Genomic DNA, 16,426 nt, shown 5'->3' on the forward strand with positions numbered 1-16,426 from the left:
TTTTTCGTCGGGCGCCGCAATGGAATCGGGTTTCTTATAGGCTCTTTTGTACGAAGGATAACGGTCGAGAATCTTGATTCAAGTCAAAGAAACCCTATCGACACTAACCCTCTAGGGGCCTTGTCAGCCAACGCTGACAAAGAGATCCGGCATAACGGAATGCTAGGAACGCCAAATCGCCCGAATCGGCAGAGGTTGCCGCCAACGGTTAAAAAAGATGCCGGACGCCGAGCGAGACGACCGTTTGCGAATTGGAGCTGGAAGCGGGAAGCGTGAATAATTGCGCACGCACGCCACTGCTCGCGCGCAATAGGACGCCATTGCAGTAAATGTCCGTGCGTTTCGACAACGAGTAATCGATACCGGCGACGAATTGATTCCAGTGAGCCTGCCCGAGCTTCGAATACGCATAGCTGCCGGACAGCGCAAGCGCGAAAGTCATCGAATACCTCACGCCCCCCTCCGCCGTTCTCAGCGATGCACTGGCGCTGCCTTGCCGGAAATCGACGAGCGTGAAAACGCCGTGCAGGAACGCGGGGCCCCATTGGTAGCCGGCACCGGCACCTGCGACCGACAATTTGTCGAAGACGACGGGCCTCGCGAGCAGCCCTTGGGAAGCGGTGCCGACGAGCGGCGCGCCAAGAACGGTTGCGCCGATGCCGAATGCCGACGTGAAATTATGGATGCCGACGTAAGCCGCGCCCGCGCTGAATGCCCCGTGCGAATAAGTCGCACCGAACGCCACCGCGCTGTTCGCGACGAAATTGCCGGGACGCCCGCCGAACGAATAGAGGGCGCCGAGTTGCAAGCCCGCCAAGCTCGGTGTCACGTAGCGAACCGAATTATCGAGGCGCTCCGCTCCGAGCCGATCGAGGTCGCCGAGATGGAACCCGAATACCGAGGGCGTCAGCGTACCGGCCGCGAATTGCGTGAGGTTCGTCGACATGAAATCGTACTGGCGGCCGAGCGTCAACGTCCCGAATCGATTGCTGGCGAGTCCGACGAAGGCCTGGCGGCCGAATTCGAGTCCACCTTGCGAAAACCGTCCGTCGTTGAGCGTGAAGCCGTTCTCCAGCTTGAAGACGGCCTGCCACCCGTTACCGAGCGGCTCGATGCCGCGCAATCCCCAGCGATCGGATTGCCCCACGCCGCTCGTCTGCGCCCACGCTCGGTGTCCGCCTTCGTTCGTGGCGAACGTCAGCGCGTCGTCGATGATCCCGTAGAGCTGAACCGTGCCTTGCGCCCGAACGGTGCCGGCGGCGGACAGCAACGTCGCGCCGGCGAGAAGACCGCGGCCCGTCGCACGGCGTAGCCGGCCCTTCCAACGATAGGACTTCGCCATCCCGCGCCTCCGTTGCATGTAGCCGCTGAAACGACACATTGGGGCGCTCGTCAGACAAGAGCGCAGCCGACGAGCAAACGATAGAGGTGCGCGACCGACATTGCAATATCGAAACGACTGACGACACGGATAGGAACGGCAAAATTTTCCGCATCGACGGACATCGTCATCGCAGGCGAGCGTCTTCGCAAAGAAAATCCAGGAAGGTGCGCACCTTGGGCGATAAATATTTCCGGTGCCGATAAACGCCGTAAAGCTTCGTGCCGAAGAAGCGATAGTCCGTTAGAACGGGCTGCAGCGCCCCGGCTGCCAAATCGCGCGCGATCAGCCACTCGGGCAGGAACGCGAGTCCCATCCCTTCGAGTGCGGCCAGCCGAAGCAGCGATTCGTTGTTCGTCTGCAAGACAGAGTCGAACTTGAACGCCTCGACACCGCCCGGCCCTTCGACTTCGAGCGCATTGCCTGCCGGGAACATCGAATAGCCGAGCATGGCGTGGCTCGACAGCGTCTGCGCATCGGGGGGCACGCCGGCGCGGCGCAGATAGCTCGGCGAGCCGACGAGGCGGAACGTCACGGGGACGATCGGCCGCGCAATCAAGGCCGGTCCAAGCGATAGCGGATTCGTCACGCGCAACGCGAGGTCGAAACCTTCTTCGACGAGATTGACGAAACGGCCCGAAAGGTCGAGGTCGAGGCGCACGTCCGGATATCGAGCGCGGTAATCGTTCAGGACTGCGACGAAATCGGGGTTGGCCATCCAAACGGGCGCGCTGACCTTGAGCGTGCCATGCGGTGCGGCCGTGGATTGCCCGACGGCCGATTCGACGTCGTCGAGCTCATCGAGCAATTGGCGAACGTGTTCGAAATACGTCGCGCCCGATTCCGTGAGGCTCAAATGGCGGCTCGTTCGATTGAGCAGCAAGGTGCCCAGCCGCCATTCGAGATGCATGACGTGCTTGCTGGCCATCGCCGGCGACATGTCGAGCCGGCGTGCAGCGGCGGCAAAGCTCTTGGCCTCCACCGCCAGCCGAAAGACGCGCATGCTCGTAAGCGTATCCATCCGATCATCAACCAGGAGTAAATGATGGATGAATCATAGCCGAGTTGCCCGGGCGCGCCGACGAACGTATCGTGGCGCGATTCTTTGAGGATGAACACCATGATCAACGATAAAACCGCACCCCTCGCCGCGCTGCTGCTACGCGTCAGTCTCGGCATTCTCTTTCTGGCTCACGTCGGCCTGAAGCTGTTCGTCTTCGGCGTGCCGGGCTTCGTCGGCTATTTCGCGTCGCTCGGTCTGCCGGCCGTTGCCGCTTATTTGACGATCGCACTCGAACTCGCCGGCGGGATCGCCTTGATCCTCGGCGTCTACGCGTCATGGGTAGCGGTGCCCCTCGCACTCGAAATGCTCGGCACGATCGTGCTCGTGCACGGCGCGAACGGTTGGTTGTTCACGAACAAGGGCGGCGGCTGGGAATATCCCGCGTTTTGGGCCGTTGCGCTCATCGTGCTGTTCTTGCTCGGCGACGGCGCCTATGCGCTGCGCCCCGCCAAGCGCACCGCCTGATCGAGGCGGCGGCGTTGCACGGCCGCCGGGCGATGAGGCAACCGGCTAACGCATGTTGCCGGTATGCCCGAGCGAATAACGCCCGGGCTGCGGCCACACGGTAAGCCCGTGCGGCTCCATGCCGACCGGTATCGACTTCACGGCACCCGTTGCCGTATCGATCGCATAAACCACGTCGTCGAATCGCCCCGAGAGCCAGAGCGTCTTGCCGTCGGCGCTCACGTTGCCCATGTCGGGGCTCCCGCCTCCCGGAATCGGCCAAGTGGCCACGACGCGGCGCGCGGCGAAGTCGAGCACGGAGACGCTGCCTGGACCGTGACGCGGGCCATGCACGCGGTTCGATCCGCGATTGGCGATATAGAGCTCAGTGCCGTCGCGGCTGGGATAAAGCCCATGCGTTCCGATGCCCGTCTTGATGAAGCCGATCTTGGTGAAGCGATCGCCGTCGATCAGGTAGACGCCGTCCGCCATCATGTCCGCGACGTAGAACACCTTGCCGTCGGGCGAAATCCGGATGTCCTGCGGCATTCCGTGCTTCTGCAGCTCCAGGTAGCCGAGCACCTTGCGGTTCACCATGTCGATCTTGGCGAGCTTGCCACCGAACTCGCAGGTGAAGATCGCGTACTTTCCGTCGATCGAAAAATCGGCGTGGTTGATCCCCTTGCATTCGGGCACCTCTAGGCTCGATTTCAACTGCATCGTGTGCGGGTCGCGAAAATCGAGCCGCGCGTGCGCCTCGGCCACGACGATGGCTTCCCGGCCGTCGGGCGTGAAGTACATGTTGTACGGATCGTCCACGGCGATCGCCTTGCCGGGCTTGCCCGTCGTCGGATCGATCGGCGTCAGGCTGCCGTCCGTGCGGCCCTCCGCATTGTTCGTTACCCACAGGGTTTTCAGATCCCACGCGGGCACGATGTGCTGCGGGCTGCGCCCGACGGGGAATGTGTCGACGACCTTGAGCGTCGAGGGATCGATGACGTAGACGTCGTCCGAACGCAGGTTCGGCACGTAGACGCGAGAAAGCGCGCCGGACACGGCCGCGCTCAGGTGACGGGCGCCCGCCTCGCTGTACAGATTCGATGCGTCGACGACGCGCGGCATGCCCGGCACCGTCTGCACGCTCGGCACCGCGGCCGTCCCCGCCGCGCTCGAGATCGACACCATCGCGGCCCCGGCCAGCGCGGCGACGATCGATGAAGCAACCCTGGTGCTGCGACGTCCCGTCGAATCCATGATCTCCCCCCATGTCGAAAACCTGCGCGGCGCTAGCGGCTACGCGGCCCGCGATCGCACTTCAGCGGGCCGCCGCGTCCTTGCGGATCGCCGCGATCGTTCTCGTCACGATCGCATCGATGCCTAAGCGCCCGAGCTCCGCGCTCGCGCGGCGCGGATCACCGCCATAGACGCCGTCCGCCGGTCCCGGCTTCGGCGCCGTGCGCAACGCATCGAGCCGAACCATCCGCGGCGCGACCGCCAGCAACAGCGAAGTATCGGCCAGCCCCGCATGCGTGCCGATCTCGTCGTCGCGAAAGCCCTTCTCGCGCAGCATGCGCGCATAGCCGGCCGAGCTTTCGCCGTAATACTCGGGCGGCGAGAACGCGCGCGCCTTCGTGCCGGCCCATGCCTTGTTCAAGCGCGCCACCGCATGCTTGATGTCGTCTTGGTAGCCGCCGTGGTCGCCGAGAAACACCACATTCTTGAAGCCGTGCACTTCGAAGCTGTTTGCCGCTGATTCGAGCGTCTTTTCGAAGACGTCGTCCGGCACCGTAATCGTGCCCGGAAAGCGCATGTGCGAGGTGGGCGGAGCGTAGCTTCCTTCCGGCACATAAGCGATGACCGGGGCGACGAGCGCATTGCCGAGCCCTTCGGCGATCCGCGCGGCGAGCACTTGCACGCGCGCGTTGTGCTTGCCTAGCGCGACGTACGGACCGCTCTGCTCCGTTCCACCGATCGGTACGATGATCGTGGTCTTGCCTGCCGCGATCTCGTCGCGCAGTTCGGTCCAAGTCAAATCTTCGAGCTGGACGGTATGCGGCGCTTGGGCAAACGAGAGCGCCGCCGCGCACGAGAGGCCAACGCAAACGAAAGCATTTCGTAATAAATGGGACATGCCTCTCTCCGCAAGAACGGCGACGCCCGTTCGGCGTCATCCCGATTATGAGCAAAATCGGCCTCGATGATCGAGCAAACGAGCGCCGATGCGCCGGACGCGATATGCCACACCCCGCCGTACGACGACTCGAAACGATCGCAATCGTCGCATCGATACGACGGATAGAAGACGGATAGAACCATCGAGATACCAATTGCAGAGCAAAGCATGCGGGCGTGCCGCGGGACGCCACACGAAACGTACTTTCAGGCAATTGCACCTTGGTATTAACGGCGATCTCGCGGTAGGATGCTTGCAATTGACTGTCGGAATTACCGCAGGGAAAACCTTAATTAATTAGATGAATGCAGGCAATTATGATGGGTCGAATCGTGGGTCGTCGCCTGCTTCTCTCGCTATCGCATGACCACCGCCCTTTCTGACCTGGCGCGCGCTGAGATCGATCGTGGTCTTTTGGGCCAACGGACGTGCACGACGCGGATATTGCTAGCGGACGACCACGCGGTGTTTCGCGAGGGCTTGCGCGAAGTCCTCGACGAGATGCCGGGTGTTCGCATCGAGGGCGAAGCCTCCGATGCGGCGTCCACGCTCGCACTGGTTCGCCGTACGCGAGCCGATCTCGTTCTGCTCGACCTTTCGATGCCCGGACGCAGCGGCATGGAATTGATTAGAGCCATTCGCGAAGAAGCGCCGCAATTGCGCGTGCTCGTTTTAACGATGCACGAGGAGCGTCATTACGCGTTGCGTGCTTTTCTCGCGGGCGCGCACGGCTATTTGACCAAGCACGCGGCGGCTCCAGAATTGTCGTATGCCATGCGAAAAGTCGCGGCGGGCGGCACCTACGTCGGCCCCTGGATGGCCGATTACGTCGCACGCAACCTCGCCGCCGCGCCGGAGGTGGCACCGCATCAGCAGCTGAGCGACCGCGAATTCGACATCTTCATGCGGCTCGCCCGCGGCGATACGGCCGGCGAAATCGGGCGCGCCTTGAGCCTGAGTGCGAAGACGGTCAGCAATTACAAGGTGCGCATTTGCCACACCATGGCGTTTCCGAACGATGCGGCGCTCGTCCGTTACGCCGTGCGCCATCAATTGATCGACGATCACGACATCGCGTGAAACCTCCCGACGATCACCGGCCGAGCGACACACTGCCAGGCGAGCCCGCGAGCGCGGATGCGGGCGCGATCGGCCTCGCGCTCGAACGTTCGGTGCGCGAACAGGAGCGCAAGCGCATCGCGCAAGAACTGCACGACGATATCGGGCAACAGCTGAGCGCGCTCGAACTGACTGCGCGACGCGTCGAGCGGCTCGCTAGCGCACCGGTGAAAGGCCCGGACCCGCTCGGCGCCGCCATCCGCGATCTGCAAGGGCAAATCGAGTCCGCCCTCGTTTCGGTCAAGCGAATGACACGGCAGTTGCAGCCCCTCGCACTGGAAACGCTGGGCTTTCCCGCGGCGATCGAATCGCTGGCCGCCGAATTCGCGAATCGTTCGAACGTACGGCTTGCCTGCCGCTTCAGAGTGGAGGGGCTCGACGTCTCGGAGGGCGCGGCCATCGCCATCTACCGCATCGTTCAGGAAGCGCTAGCGAACGTCGCGCGCCATGCATCGGCGCAATCCGTGACGATCGATTGTTTTCGCGACGGCGAAGTCTGCATGCTCCGGATCGCCGACGACGGCGTGGGCAAGGCACCCGCAATCTGCGGGGAAGCGCGGCGATCCTTTGGCTTATCCGGCATGGCGGACCGTGCCGAGCAATTCAACGGGACGCTCTCGATTCGCAGCGCCGCGGGCGCGGGCTTCGCGATCGTCGTGCGCCTGCCGCTCGCGGCGATCGCGAAGCCTCGATGATCGACGGCTGCCGCTGCGCACCGGTGACTCCCGGTTCGCACCGACGCCCATGACGCCCATGACGCGCGGGAAAGCTAGCTTCGGGAGATTGTCCCATCCGTGAGACGGTGAGTCCGCGCCGCATGCCTTCTGACGTTCGATCCATTGGCATAGACTCCGTAGCCATCGACACCTCTTTACTGCATTCGTCGGTGTCCAACGTTTCGGAGAAACATAATGATCGAAATCAGGCGCGCAGCCGATCGCGGCATCGCAGAGCACGGCTGGCTCAGTTCGCGTCACACTTTCTCGTTTGCCGATTACTTCGATGCGGAGCACCTCGGTTTCTCGGATCTACTCGTCATCAACGACGACCGTGTTGCGGCCGGACGCGGTTTCGGCCGGCATCCGCATCGCGACATGGAGATCTTCTCCTACGTGCTCGAGGGTTCGCTCGAACATCGCGACTCGATGGGCAACGGCTCGACGATCGTGCCGGGAGACGTGCAACTGATGAGCGCCGGAAGCGGTGTCGCCCATAGCGAATACAACCCGTCGCCGAACGATCCCGTGCATTTCCTCCAAATTTGGATCTTGCCATCGGAATCTTCGCTGGGCGCGCAGCCGCGGTATCAGCAAACGCATGTCGGCGAGCAAGAGAAGCGCGGCACGTTGCGCCTCATGCTCTCGCCCGACGGGGCCGACGGGTCGCTCGCGCTGCGGCAAGACGCACGCGTGTATGCCGCGCGATTGGACGGCAGCGAAACGGCATCGCTCACGCTGGCGAGCGAGCGTTTCGCCTATGTGCACGTCGCCGAAGGCAGCGTCACGCTCAACGGCGTTCGATTGAGCGCAGGCGACGGTGCGAAGCTGCGCGGGGAGACTTCCCTGACGTTGACGGACGGCGACGATGCGAACGTACTGGTGTTCGATTTGCGCACGCGAGAAACACCACGCATGCGATGAGGCTGCCATGATTGGACTATGAGGTTGCCGCGATTGTGTCGCGATTGCTCGACGAATCGCGAATCCTGACTTCACTGTCCGAGCCATTAGGAGCCGGGCGACGTTTCCCCAAACGCGCGTCCGGTTTCGCGCTTTTCCGCACTGTCCTATCGAATGCCGGATGGCGCGGCTTTCGCATACCGTAGCGCCCCCTCCCCGGCGTACCGCCCAGTCGAATCGACGCGCATGGCAGTTTAGTCATGGCGCAATAGTATGGTTTTCGAGTCCGAGTAGGTGTTATCAGCCATTTTCAAGGGCGCTGTTGCGTTGGATTGACCATCGCGGCATATTTTGGCGCAGTGATATGGACGGCGCGAATCTCGCTCCCGCGCTCGACGATCGGCGTTTACCCGTGAGATATCTCAGTCAGCACAATTAAGTAGTTGCTTAATTCTATTAAATAGCCTGCATACGCACCGCCCAATCATCAGCAAGCTAAAATGACCCATTGCGAACATGCTTAACGAATACATTTTGACGAAATTGTTTTATGTGGAAATTTAACGCACGTCCTTTTATTATCGATCGCGAGGACGCTTCCGCGCCCGGCATCGTCAAAAGGGGGTAGAGCACGAAGCACCGATATTCGCCTGAAGTAGACGACATGCGCCACTGACTGCGTGCGCAACCATCCGAGCCGACTCCTGCTGCACGCAATCCGCGCAAGCCCAAGCCTGCGGCTGTTCCAACGTTTTTGACTGATCGACGAACCAATAAAACCGATGCACGAAAAATAAATAAAAAAAATGCCTGGAAAATTATGTAGATCGAGATTTCGTTTTGAAAGCGCACGCATATGGAAATCAAGGAGCCAGCTATGCTTGTCGAAAAAATTGAAAGAAATAGCATCATCCAAAACATCGAACCGCCGCGTGCCGTAGCGCAGGAGCAGAACCCGCGCTGCAAGCAAATCGGACTTCTGCTGTTCAAGGGCTTTTCCTTCATGACGGCGGGCATGGTCGCCGAGGTGTTCGATTTGGCGAACGAGCTCGGTGGGCAAGGCGCGGAGAATACGAAGCTGTACAGCGTCCGCTTGCTGTCGATCGATGGCGGCGACGTCGTGTGCTCGTCCTCGGCCCGCGTCTCGACCGATCGGTTGGAGGCACGTCATCTGGGCGACTTGCATACGCTGATCATCGTCGGCGACGCCGGGGCCGCGCTGGCCGCGCGCGATAATCCCTTCGTCCGCTGGCTGCGCGTCATCTACCAAAGAACGGATCGGATCGAGCCGCTCGTCAGTCAGGCCGCGCTGGCATCGTTCGACGCACATCGCCAGAGAAAATTCGGCAGCGCCGGGGCATGGCCCTCGCCGCTCGAGCCGCGCACGAGCGGCGAGTACGTGCCGAGCTCGAACGACGACCAGCATCGCCTGCTCTGCCTCGCGCTGTTCCAGGTCAAGCGGGACCTAGGCCTCGAACTGGCCATGAAGATCGCCGAGCGCCTGATGCCGGGCACGAGCCGGGTGTTGCTGCCGAAGCTGAGCCGCACGAGCCACCGCAGCACGAGCGATCAAGTCCGAGAATCCGCGCGCTGGCTTCTGGCCAACTGCGAGCAAGACATTACGATCGTCGATGCCGCGCGCGTGGCGGCGATGAGCCAGCGCAACTACCTACGCCACTTCAAGCGCGAGATGGGCACGACGCCGTCGGAATTCCTGCTTCAGGCTCGCCTGGAGCTCACGCGGCGTCTGCTCGTCGAGACGAAACTGCCTGTCGACGTCATCGCGCGTCACAGCGGCATGCGCAACGGCGACAATTTGGCGAAGATGTTCCGCAAGCGGCTGACCGTGTCGCCTACCGAATATCGGCTGCGTCACACGCGACCGAGGATCTAGGCCGTCGCATGCGTCAAGGCCGGTGCCGGCGATGATCTCGCCGGCGCCGGAATCGGCTTGGCAGTGCAAGCCGTGGCCGCCTACGGCCGGCCGAGCGGAAGGCGCGTCGATGCGACGAGCCCGCTCAACCGCTCGTCGAAGTGGTCCGCACGATTTTCTTGAAATGATCGACGGTGTCGGTCGTCAGACGTTCGCAGCTCTCGAATTGGGAAGCTGCGCGGGCGCTGCCGCACAGTTCGAGCGCCTCATCGATCGCGGCGTTGATCGATGAAGCGGATAAATCGGGCAGCAAAGGACCCAACCCATCGCGCTGCGCAAACCATCCGATCAACCCGGCTTGCGCCGCAATTACCGTTTTTCCATAGCGGCGCGCCTGTGCGAGCACGCCGCTCATGCCGTAATGGCGCTTGTACCCGACCCACACGACGTCGCACGCGCAGAACAGATCGGCCTCCATTTCCGGCGAAATGAACTGATCGAACACGGTCACTCGGCTGAACAATCCGCCGCCGATCGAAGCGAGGAAAGCACGTACGTCTTCGCTTTGCTCGCCGGCGATGACGACCAACGGATGCTCGTCGCGCCGCATGCATGCGTACAACAACTCCTTGATGCCCTTGCGGTCGGTGATCGCGCCATACACGAGGATGCAGCGCTCGCCCCCTATTCCCAAACGAGCCCTCGCCTCACGCGCGGGGACATGCTCGGCGTCGGGCGCGGGGCCGGCCAGGTAATGGAGCGGCGGGCAACGAGCCGCCAGCGGCGACTTCGAATGCCATACGGGAAGCGTCGGATCGATCGTCAATACCGCCGACAAGTTGGCCCCGGAAAGCGCCCGATAAAAAAGCCGCTTTTGCATGAACGCCGCGAACGGCCGGCGCGGTGCGTCGACTTTCATGTCGCGCAGATGGAACGATTGCTCCGTCACGATGCAGATCCAGCGCGTCCCGCCGAAAGGCGAGCCCAACATTCCGGCGGCACCGAGCATGGCGTCGCCCGAGGGCACCACCACGAGATCGACAGGCCCGGAACGAACGACGCGGCGATAGACGGAGCGAAAAGCGGCGTAAAGGCCAACACCCGCGTGGACGGTTTTCAATGCCGCATGCGCGACAGCGAGCGCGCCGAGGCCGGCGTGGCCGTGATCGACGATTTTCACGGGAGAGCGCGAGACCTCGTAACCAAGCACGAGCGCATGGGTGCGATATCGCGCTTCGGTCCATAGCATGCACTCGTATCCGGCTTCGACGAGCGCTTCGATCGTCCACTGGACATATCGCCAACGATAACCGGAAAGGTCCGGCTCGATCACCAGCGCGCGCGGTTTCATGGCGCGGAACGAACCGCTTTGACGCAGGCTGGGATACGCGAACTGCCGATGACGAATTGAATGCGCATATTAGGTACGGGGAGAGGCGTCGAGTTCGACATCTTTGCCTGCCGAAATATGCCGCGTTGACCGCGGCGGAGCAATGCCGGCTACGAAAATGACCGAAAACACCTAGCCCGGAACATACCAACGCCCCTGCAGCAACGGTCGAACGCCAGCGGACGCTTTTAAAAACTTACCCTCGATCGAGGCGACAATTGAGATCTCAGATCACGATCCCAGCAAACCCGCCGCGATATTGACGCATAGCCCGAGCACCGCGGCATTGAAGAAAAACGACAAAATCGATTGTGCCAGCACGATCCGCCTTGCCCGCCGCGAGCAAACGGATACGTCCGAAGTTTGCGATGCCACCGCGATCGTGAATGAGAAATACATGAAATCCCAATAATCGAGAGGCTCGTCGTTGTTCGGAAAGCTCAACGAAGGTTTACCCTCGCCGGCCTGATGGTAGTGCCGCGCGTATTCCAGCGTGAATATGGTCGGAATCAAAAGCCAGGCGCCGATCATCGTCGCGCCGGTCAACGCATAGTTGAAGCTGGCTTGAGCCGCACCGAGCCCTTTTGCGGACGCCAATTCCACGACGATGGCCATCACGCTCGCAATGGCGGCGGACGTGATGATCGCAAGCACTGCCGTGGCCCCTTCGTCCTCTCGCTCGGCCACGCGCTGCACGTCCTCGGAGCTCGCGCTGGCCATCCGAACCCAAATGAGGACGAGATAGGCCCACATGCCGACATCCCACGCCAGCAGCGGCCGTTGAATCGGCCGCAAATGCCAAGGCGCGATGAAGAACGCAACGATGCCGATCGCGATGGCGACGAAAATTCGCGGACGGTTGCTCAAAATGCGGACGGTACGTGCGGATGCACCCATGGGATCCCGATTCGATTCGTGTGTCGTGAAGGGAAGTGAACGCGTGGCGACCGCCATCGGCTGCGCAGCGGTCCGCCGCTATTATCGCCGCTCGAACCGGGCCGGAGGGGGCGGCCGCTCCAACCGGGCCTCCGCCCCCGCAGATTTGCTATCATCCCTGTATATTTATACAGTCCCACCGAGCCGTCGTGTCGCCCCCCGCTTCCTCGCCGTACTACCTGCTGAACTTCGAGCGCGCGCTAGCGTGGATCGGCGAGCGTTCCGACGGCCTGCTCGATCCGAACGAGCGCGATTTCCTGCACGCGTTCCCCACCCTGCCGCAGCCGTCGCGCGCGCTGCTCGTTCGCATGCTGATGCGGCAAGGTCCGCTGTTTCGCGAGAGCCGGCTCGAATACGAGGAAATCGGTTGCCCTCGCGAAGCCGCCGTGCCACTGGCGGCGGTCGGATGGATCGATGCGGATGCACCGTTGACGATCGACGAGCTGTTCGCGGTGGCGACGCGTCCGGAGCTGGCGCGCATGTTCGCGGTAGGCGCCGGCCGCAAGCAAACGCGTAAAGCGGCCTGGCTCGAGGCGATTCGCGCCGACTACCCGCACCCGCGACGCTACGGCGAGTGGGCCGACGATTCCGACGACCGCGTGCTGCGCACGGTCATCCAGCCGCTCTGCGACCGGCTGCGGCTCATGTTCTTCGGCAATCTCCATCAGGATTGGTCCGAGTTCGTGCTTGCCGACTTGGGTGTCTACCAGTACGAATCCGTGCCGTTTACGCCGTCGGCGCGCGCGTTTCGCACGCGGGGCGACGTGGATGCCTATCTTTCGCTGCATGCGTGCCGTGCCGCGCTCGACTCGCTCGCCGATGCGCAAGACATCGAAGCGTTGCTCACCGCCGCGACGGCGATCGAGATCGACAACCCCTGGCTCGAAACTCGCCGCGCGAAGCTGCTGTTTCGCGTCGGCAACCATGCCGAGCGCCTCGCTCATTGGCCCGCCGCCCTGAACGCCTATGCCGTGAGCCGATGGCCTGGTGCGCGGCACCGCCGCATTCGCGTGCTCGAACGCGACGGCCGATTCGCCGATGCGCTCGAACTAGCGGGTCGAGCGCTGCGCGCCCCCGAAAGCGAAGCCGAAAGCCAGCGCGTCGGCCGGATGATGGTAAGGCTCGGCAAGGCCGTCGGGCTATCGACGGCCACGCGTCCGCAGAAAGAAAGCGCGGTTGCACGGGAAACGCTCGTTTTGCCCTATCCTACCGAGCCGTTCTCCGTGGAGTGCGTCGCGCGAGACCATCTCGGCACCGAGACGGCGCCCGTCTTCTACGTCGAAAACGGGTTGATCAACTCGCTGTTCGGGCTGCTCTGCTGGGAGGCCGTGTTCGCCCCCGTCCCGGGCGCATTCTTTCACCCGTTTCAACGCGGGCCGGCCGACCTGTACGCGCCCGATTTCCAGGACCGCCGCGCGCGGATCTTCGCACGCTGCCTATCCGAGCTCGATAGCGAGGATTATCGTTCGACGATCCGGCGGCACTTCGAACGAAAAGCCGGCCTTCAATCGCCGTTCGTGTTTTGGAGCATGCTGACGCCCGAACTCGTCGAACTCGCGCTCGAATGCCTGCCGGCGGCACACCTTAAGCGATGGTTCGCGCGGCTTTTGGCCGATATCCGCGAAAACCGGTCGGGCTTACCCGATCTCGTTCGGTTTTGGCCACTCGAACGGCGCTACGAACTCATCGAAGTCAAAGGCCCCGGCGACAAGCTGCAAGACAATCAGGCACGATGGCTGCGCTACTGCGCCGGCCACGGCATGCCCGTGCGCGTCCTCGACGTTCGTTGGGCGCCGCGCGAGGACGACGAGAAGGCCGCGGCATGAAGTACGTCGTCGCCGTGCGCACGCTCTGCGAATTCACGGCCAAGCAGGGGAACCTCGATCTGCGCTTCACGCCCTCGCCGACGGCGCTCGAAGGAATCGAAGGCCATGCGACGGTGGCCGGGCGGCGCCCCGCCGGATACGAAGCCGAGTTGACGCTGAGCGGCACGTACGGCGAATTGACGGTCCGCGGCCGGGCCGACGGCTACGATCCCGCGTTGAACCGGCTGGAAGAGATCAAGACGTATCGCGGCCGGCTCGATGCGATGCCGGACAATCACCGCGCACTACATTGGGCGCAAGCGCTCGTCTACGGTCATCTGCTGTGCCGAGCGCGGGGGCTCACCGAATTGAACGTCGCCCTCGTCTACTTCGACATCGGCTCGCGCAAGGAGACGGTGCTCGCGCAGACGCACGACGCAACCTCGCTGCGCGCCTCGTTCGACGCGCAGTGCAAGCGGTTCCTCGAATGGGCAATGCGAGAAGCCGAGCACCGCAGCCGGCGCGATGCAGCGCTCGAACGGTTGTCCTTTCCGCACGGTGCGTTTCGGCGCGGGCAGCGCGAACTCGCGGTGGCCGTCTACCGCGCGGCCCGCGACGGGCACGCGTTGACTGCGCAAGCGCCGACGGGCATCGGCAAGACGCTCGCCACGCTGTTCCCCGCACTCAAGGCCTGCGGACAAGGTCATGTCGATCGGATTTTCTTTCTCACCGCGAAAACACCGGGCCGCGCGCTGGCGCTCGATGCGATCGATTCGCTGCACCGCGCCGAGCCCGCATTGCCTTTGCGCACGCTCGAGCTCGTGGCGCGCGAGAAGGCTTGCGAACACCCGGACAAAGCATGCCACGGCGAGTCGTGCCCGCTCGCCCGTGGCTTCTACGACAGACTCTCGCCGGCGCGCGAAACGGCCCTCGAAAACCGCCGCCTCGATCGCGACACGGTGCGCCGCGCCGCGCTCGCGCACGACGTGTGCCCCTACTACCTCGCCCAGGAACTCACGCGCTGGTCCGATATCGTCGTAGGCGACTACAACTATTACTACGACGGCAGCGCCCTGCTCTACGCGCTGACGCGCATCAATCAATGGCGTATCGCCGTGCTCGTCGACGAAGCCCACAACCTGCTCGATCGCGGACGGAAGATGTACACGGCTCAGATCGAGCAAGCCGAGTTCAAGGCGGCGGCCAAAACGGCGCCTGCGGCACTGAAAAGGCCGTTGCAGCGATTGCAGCGCGAATGGAATGCGCTCAATCGCGAGCAAACGAATGCGTACGAGGTGTACGCGGAAGTCCCGGCACGCATCGTGTCCGCCGCGCAAAACTTGATCGGTGCCGTCTCCGATCACCTCGCCGAGGCCCCGCTCTCTCTCGCACTCGGCGATACCTTGCTACGCGTGTTCTTCGACGCCATGCATTTCGTTTCGTTGGCCGAGCAATTCGGCGAACATTCCGTGTTCGACGTCCAACTGCGCGCAGCAGGCCCTGGGCGTGCGCGGTCTTCGTCGACGCTGTGCGCGCGCAATGTCGTGCCCGCGCATTTTCTTGCTGGCCGCCATGCGGCAGCTCGAGCCACCGTCATGTTCTCGGGCACGCTCTCTCCCGAACGGTTCTACCGTGACATGCTCGGGTTGCCCGATGGTACCGCCACGATCGACGTCGAGGGTCCGTTCCGCGCAGAGCAACTGAAGGTTCACGTCGCCTCCCACATCTCCACGCGATGGCGAGATCGCGAACGCTCGCTCATCCCGATCGTCGATTTGATGGCTCGCCAATACGCGGACCTTCCCGGTAATTATTTAGGTTTCCTGAGCAGCTTCGAATATCTCGAACGCATCGCGGCTTCGATGCGGGAACGGCATCCCCACGTGCCGGTCTGGGCGCAAGAGCCAGGCATGGACGAAGCGGCGCGCGCTCGATTCCTCTCGCGGTTTCGCACGGACGATCGCGGCATCGGGCTGGCGGTGCTCGGCGGGGCATTTTCCGAAGGAGTCGACCTCGTCGGCGATCAACTGATCGGTGCTTTCGTCGCCACGCTCGGCCTGCCGCAAGTGAACGGCGTCAACGAAGCCATGCGCCGCAAGATGGACGCGCGATTCGGCAGCGGGTACGACTATGTCTACTTGTATCCCGGCCTGCAGAAGGTCGTGCAAGCGGCAGGACGCGTCATCCGCACCGAAGCCGATGCCGGCGTACTGCACCTCATCGACGATCGATACGAGCGCGCCGAAGTCAGGCGGCTGTTGCCCGGATGGTGGGCGATGCCTGACGAGCAGGCAGATACGCATCCGTGATCTCGTCAGCGCGGCCTACGTCCCGACGAGATCGTTTGTCCGTCGGACCGCCGAATTGCATTTTCCTTAAATTATGCTAATTGCATAAACGGCGGCCTCGATTCATCAATTAATCGAAACGCATAAACGACGAGACATCACATCGAATTTGTTTTTCAGTTCTTAATTAAGACAAAGTTTACCAATTCCCGACAAAATTAAAATTTGACAACTCAATTCCGCTGACCAATACTCAGATCGCTTCCCCCGCTGCAATGTACTCAATATGATTAACACTCAATGCATGGAGACCAATCATGGCAACGCAAAACTGG

13 protein-coding genes are annotated in these 16,426 nt (G+C 62.5%); 7 read left to right on the plus strand and 6 right to left on the minus strand.

Annotation, left to right across the window (positions count from 1 at the left end):
- Nucleotides 1-208: 208 nt before the first annotated feature.
- Nucleotides 209-1,342: a porin gene (locus ACTHNZ_RS16330; RefSeq protein ID WP_440543566.1), complete on the minus strand. Its 1,134-nt coding sequence runs from the start codon at nucleotides 1,340-1,342 to the stop codon at nucleotides 209-211.
- 166 nt (nucleotides 1,343-1,508) lie between these two features.
- Nucleotides 1,509-2,402 carry a LysR family transcriptional regulator gene (locus ACTHNZ_RS16335; protein WP_440543567.1) on the minus strand — a complete coding sequence of 298 codons (894 nt, stop codon included), beginning with the start codon at nucleotides 2,400-2,402 and terminating at the stop codon, nucleotides 1,509-1,511.
- Between the two features lie 99 nt (nucleotides 2,403-2,501).
- Between ACTHNZ_RS16335 and ACTHNZ_RS16340 the strand changes: the two genes are divergently transcribed.
- Entirely contained in the window at nucleotides 2,502-2,909 is a 408-nt protein-coding gene (locus tag ACTHNZ_RS16340) for a DoxX family protein (RefSeq protein WP_440543568.1), read from the plus strand.
- Nucleotides 2,910-2,954: 45 nt separating this feature from the next.
- On the opposite strand, the gene ACTHNZ_RS16345 is transcribed toward ACTHNZ_RS16340, so the two are convergent.
- Nucleotides 2,955-4,142, minus strand: a complete 1,188-nt coding sequence (locus ACTHNZ_RS16345; RefSeq protein ID WP_440543569.1) for a YncE family protein — start codon at nucleotides 4,140-4,142, stop codon at nucleotides 2,955-2,957.
- Between the two features lie 61 nt (nucleotides 4,143-4,203).
- The gene (locus tag ACTHNZ_RS16350) at nucleotides 4,204-5,019 is read right to left on the minus strand and encodes a creatininase family protein (RefSeq protein ID WP_440543571.1); all 816 of its coding nucleotides are present in this window, start codon (nucleotides 5,017-5,019) and stop codon (nucleotides 4,204-4,206) included.
- Nucleotides 5,020-5,502: 483 nt separating this feature from the next.
- On the opposite strand from ACTHNZ_RS16350, the gene ACTHNZ_RS16355 reads away from it, so the two are divergent.
- The 4 genes from ACTHNZ_RS16355 (at nucleotide 5,503) to ACTHNZ_RS16370 (ending at nucleotide 9,693) form a co-directional block, all read left to right on the plus strand.
- On the plus strand, nucleotides 5,503-6,141 hold the full coding sequence (locus tag ACTHNZ_RS16355; protein ID WP_440543588.1) for a response regulator: 639 nt from the start codon (nucleotides 5,503-5,505) through the stop codon (nucleotides 6,139-6,141).
- Nucleotides 6,138-6,875, plus strand: coding sequence for a sensor histidine kinase (locus tag ACTHNZ_RS16360; protein ID WP_440543572.1), 738 nt, complete (start codon nucleotides 6,138-6,140; stop codon nucleotides 6,873-6,875). The genes ACTHNZ_RS16355 and ACTHNZ_RS16360 overlap by 4 nt, the downstream gene beginning before the upstream one ends.
- 216 nt (nucleotides 6,876-7,091) lie before the next feature.
- Complete coding sequence (locus ACTHNZ_RS16365) at nucleotides 7,092-7,820, plus strand: pirin family protein (RefSeq protein ID WP_440543574.1); 729 nt, start codon at nucleotides 7,092-7,094, stop codon at nucleotides 7,818-7,820.
- An 856-nt stretch (nucleotides 7,821-8,676) separates the two neighbouring features.
- Complete coding sequence (locus ACTHNZ_RS16370; RefSeq protein WP_440543575.1) at nucleotides 8,677-9,693, plus strand: GlxA family transcriptional regulator; 1,017 nt, start codon at nucleotides 8,677-8,679, stop codon at nucleotides 9,691-9,693.
- Nucleotides 9,694-9,817: 124 nt separating this feature from the next.
- Here the strand turns inward: ACTHNZ_RS16370 and ACTHNZ_RS16375 are convergent, their stop codons facing one another.
- A complete protein-coding gene (locus ACTHNZ_RS16375; RefSeq protein WP_440543576.1) occupies nucleotides 9,818-11,023 on the minus strand; it encodes a glycosyltransferase in 1,206 nt (401 codons plus the stop codon).
- Between the two features lie 270 nt (nucleotides 11,024-11,293).
- On the minus strand, nucleotides 11,294-11,959 hold the full coding sequence (locus ACTHNZ_RS16380) for a DUF1345 domain-containing protein (protein WP_440543577.1): 666 nt from the start codon (nucleotides 11,957-11,959) through the stop codon (nucleotides 11,294-11,296).
- Nucleotides 11,960-12,147: 188 nt separating this feature from the next.
- Between ACTHNZ_RS16380 and ACTHNZ_RS16385 the strand changes: the two genes are divergently transcribed.
- Nucleotides 12,148-13,824, plus strand: a complete 1,677-nt coding sequence (locus tag ACTHNZ_RS16385) for a VRR-NUC domain-containing protein (RefSeq protein WP_440543578.1) — start codon at nucleotides 12,148-12,150, stop codon at nucleotides 13,822-13,824.
- The gene (locus ACTHNZ_RS16390; RefSeq protein WP_440543579.1) at nucleotides 13,821-16,112 is read left to right on the plus strand and encodes a helicase C-terminal domain-containing protein; all 2,292 of its coding nucleotides are present in this window, start codon (nucleotides 13,821-13,823) and stop codon (nucleotides 16,110-16,112) included. Before ACTHNZ_RS16385 ends, ACTHNZ_RS16390 begins: the two co-directional genes overlap by 4 nt.
- Nucleotides 16,113-16,426: the final 314 nt, after the last annotated feature.

Source organism: Trinickia sp. (assembly GCF_051953955.1).
Classification (GTDB): domain Bacteria; phylum Pseudomonadota; class Gammaproteobacteria; order Burkholderiales; family Burkholderiaceae; genus Trinickia.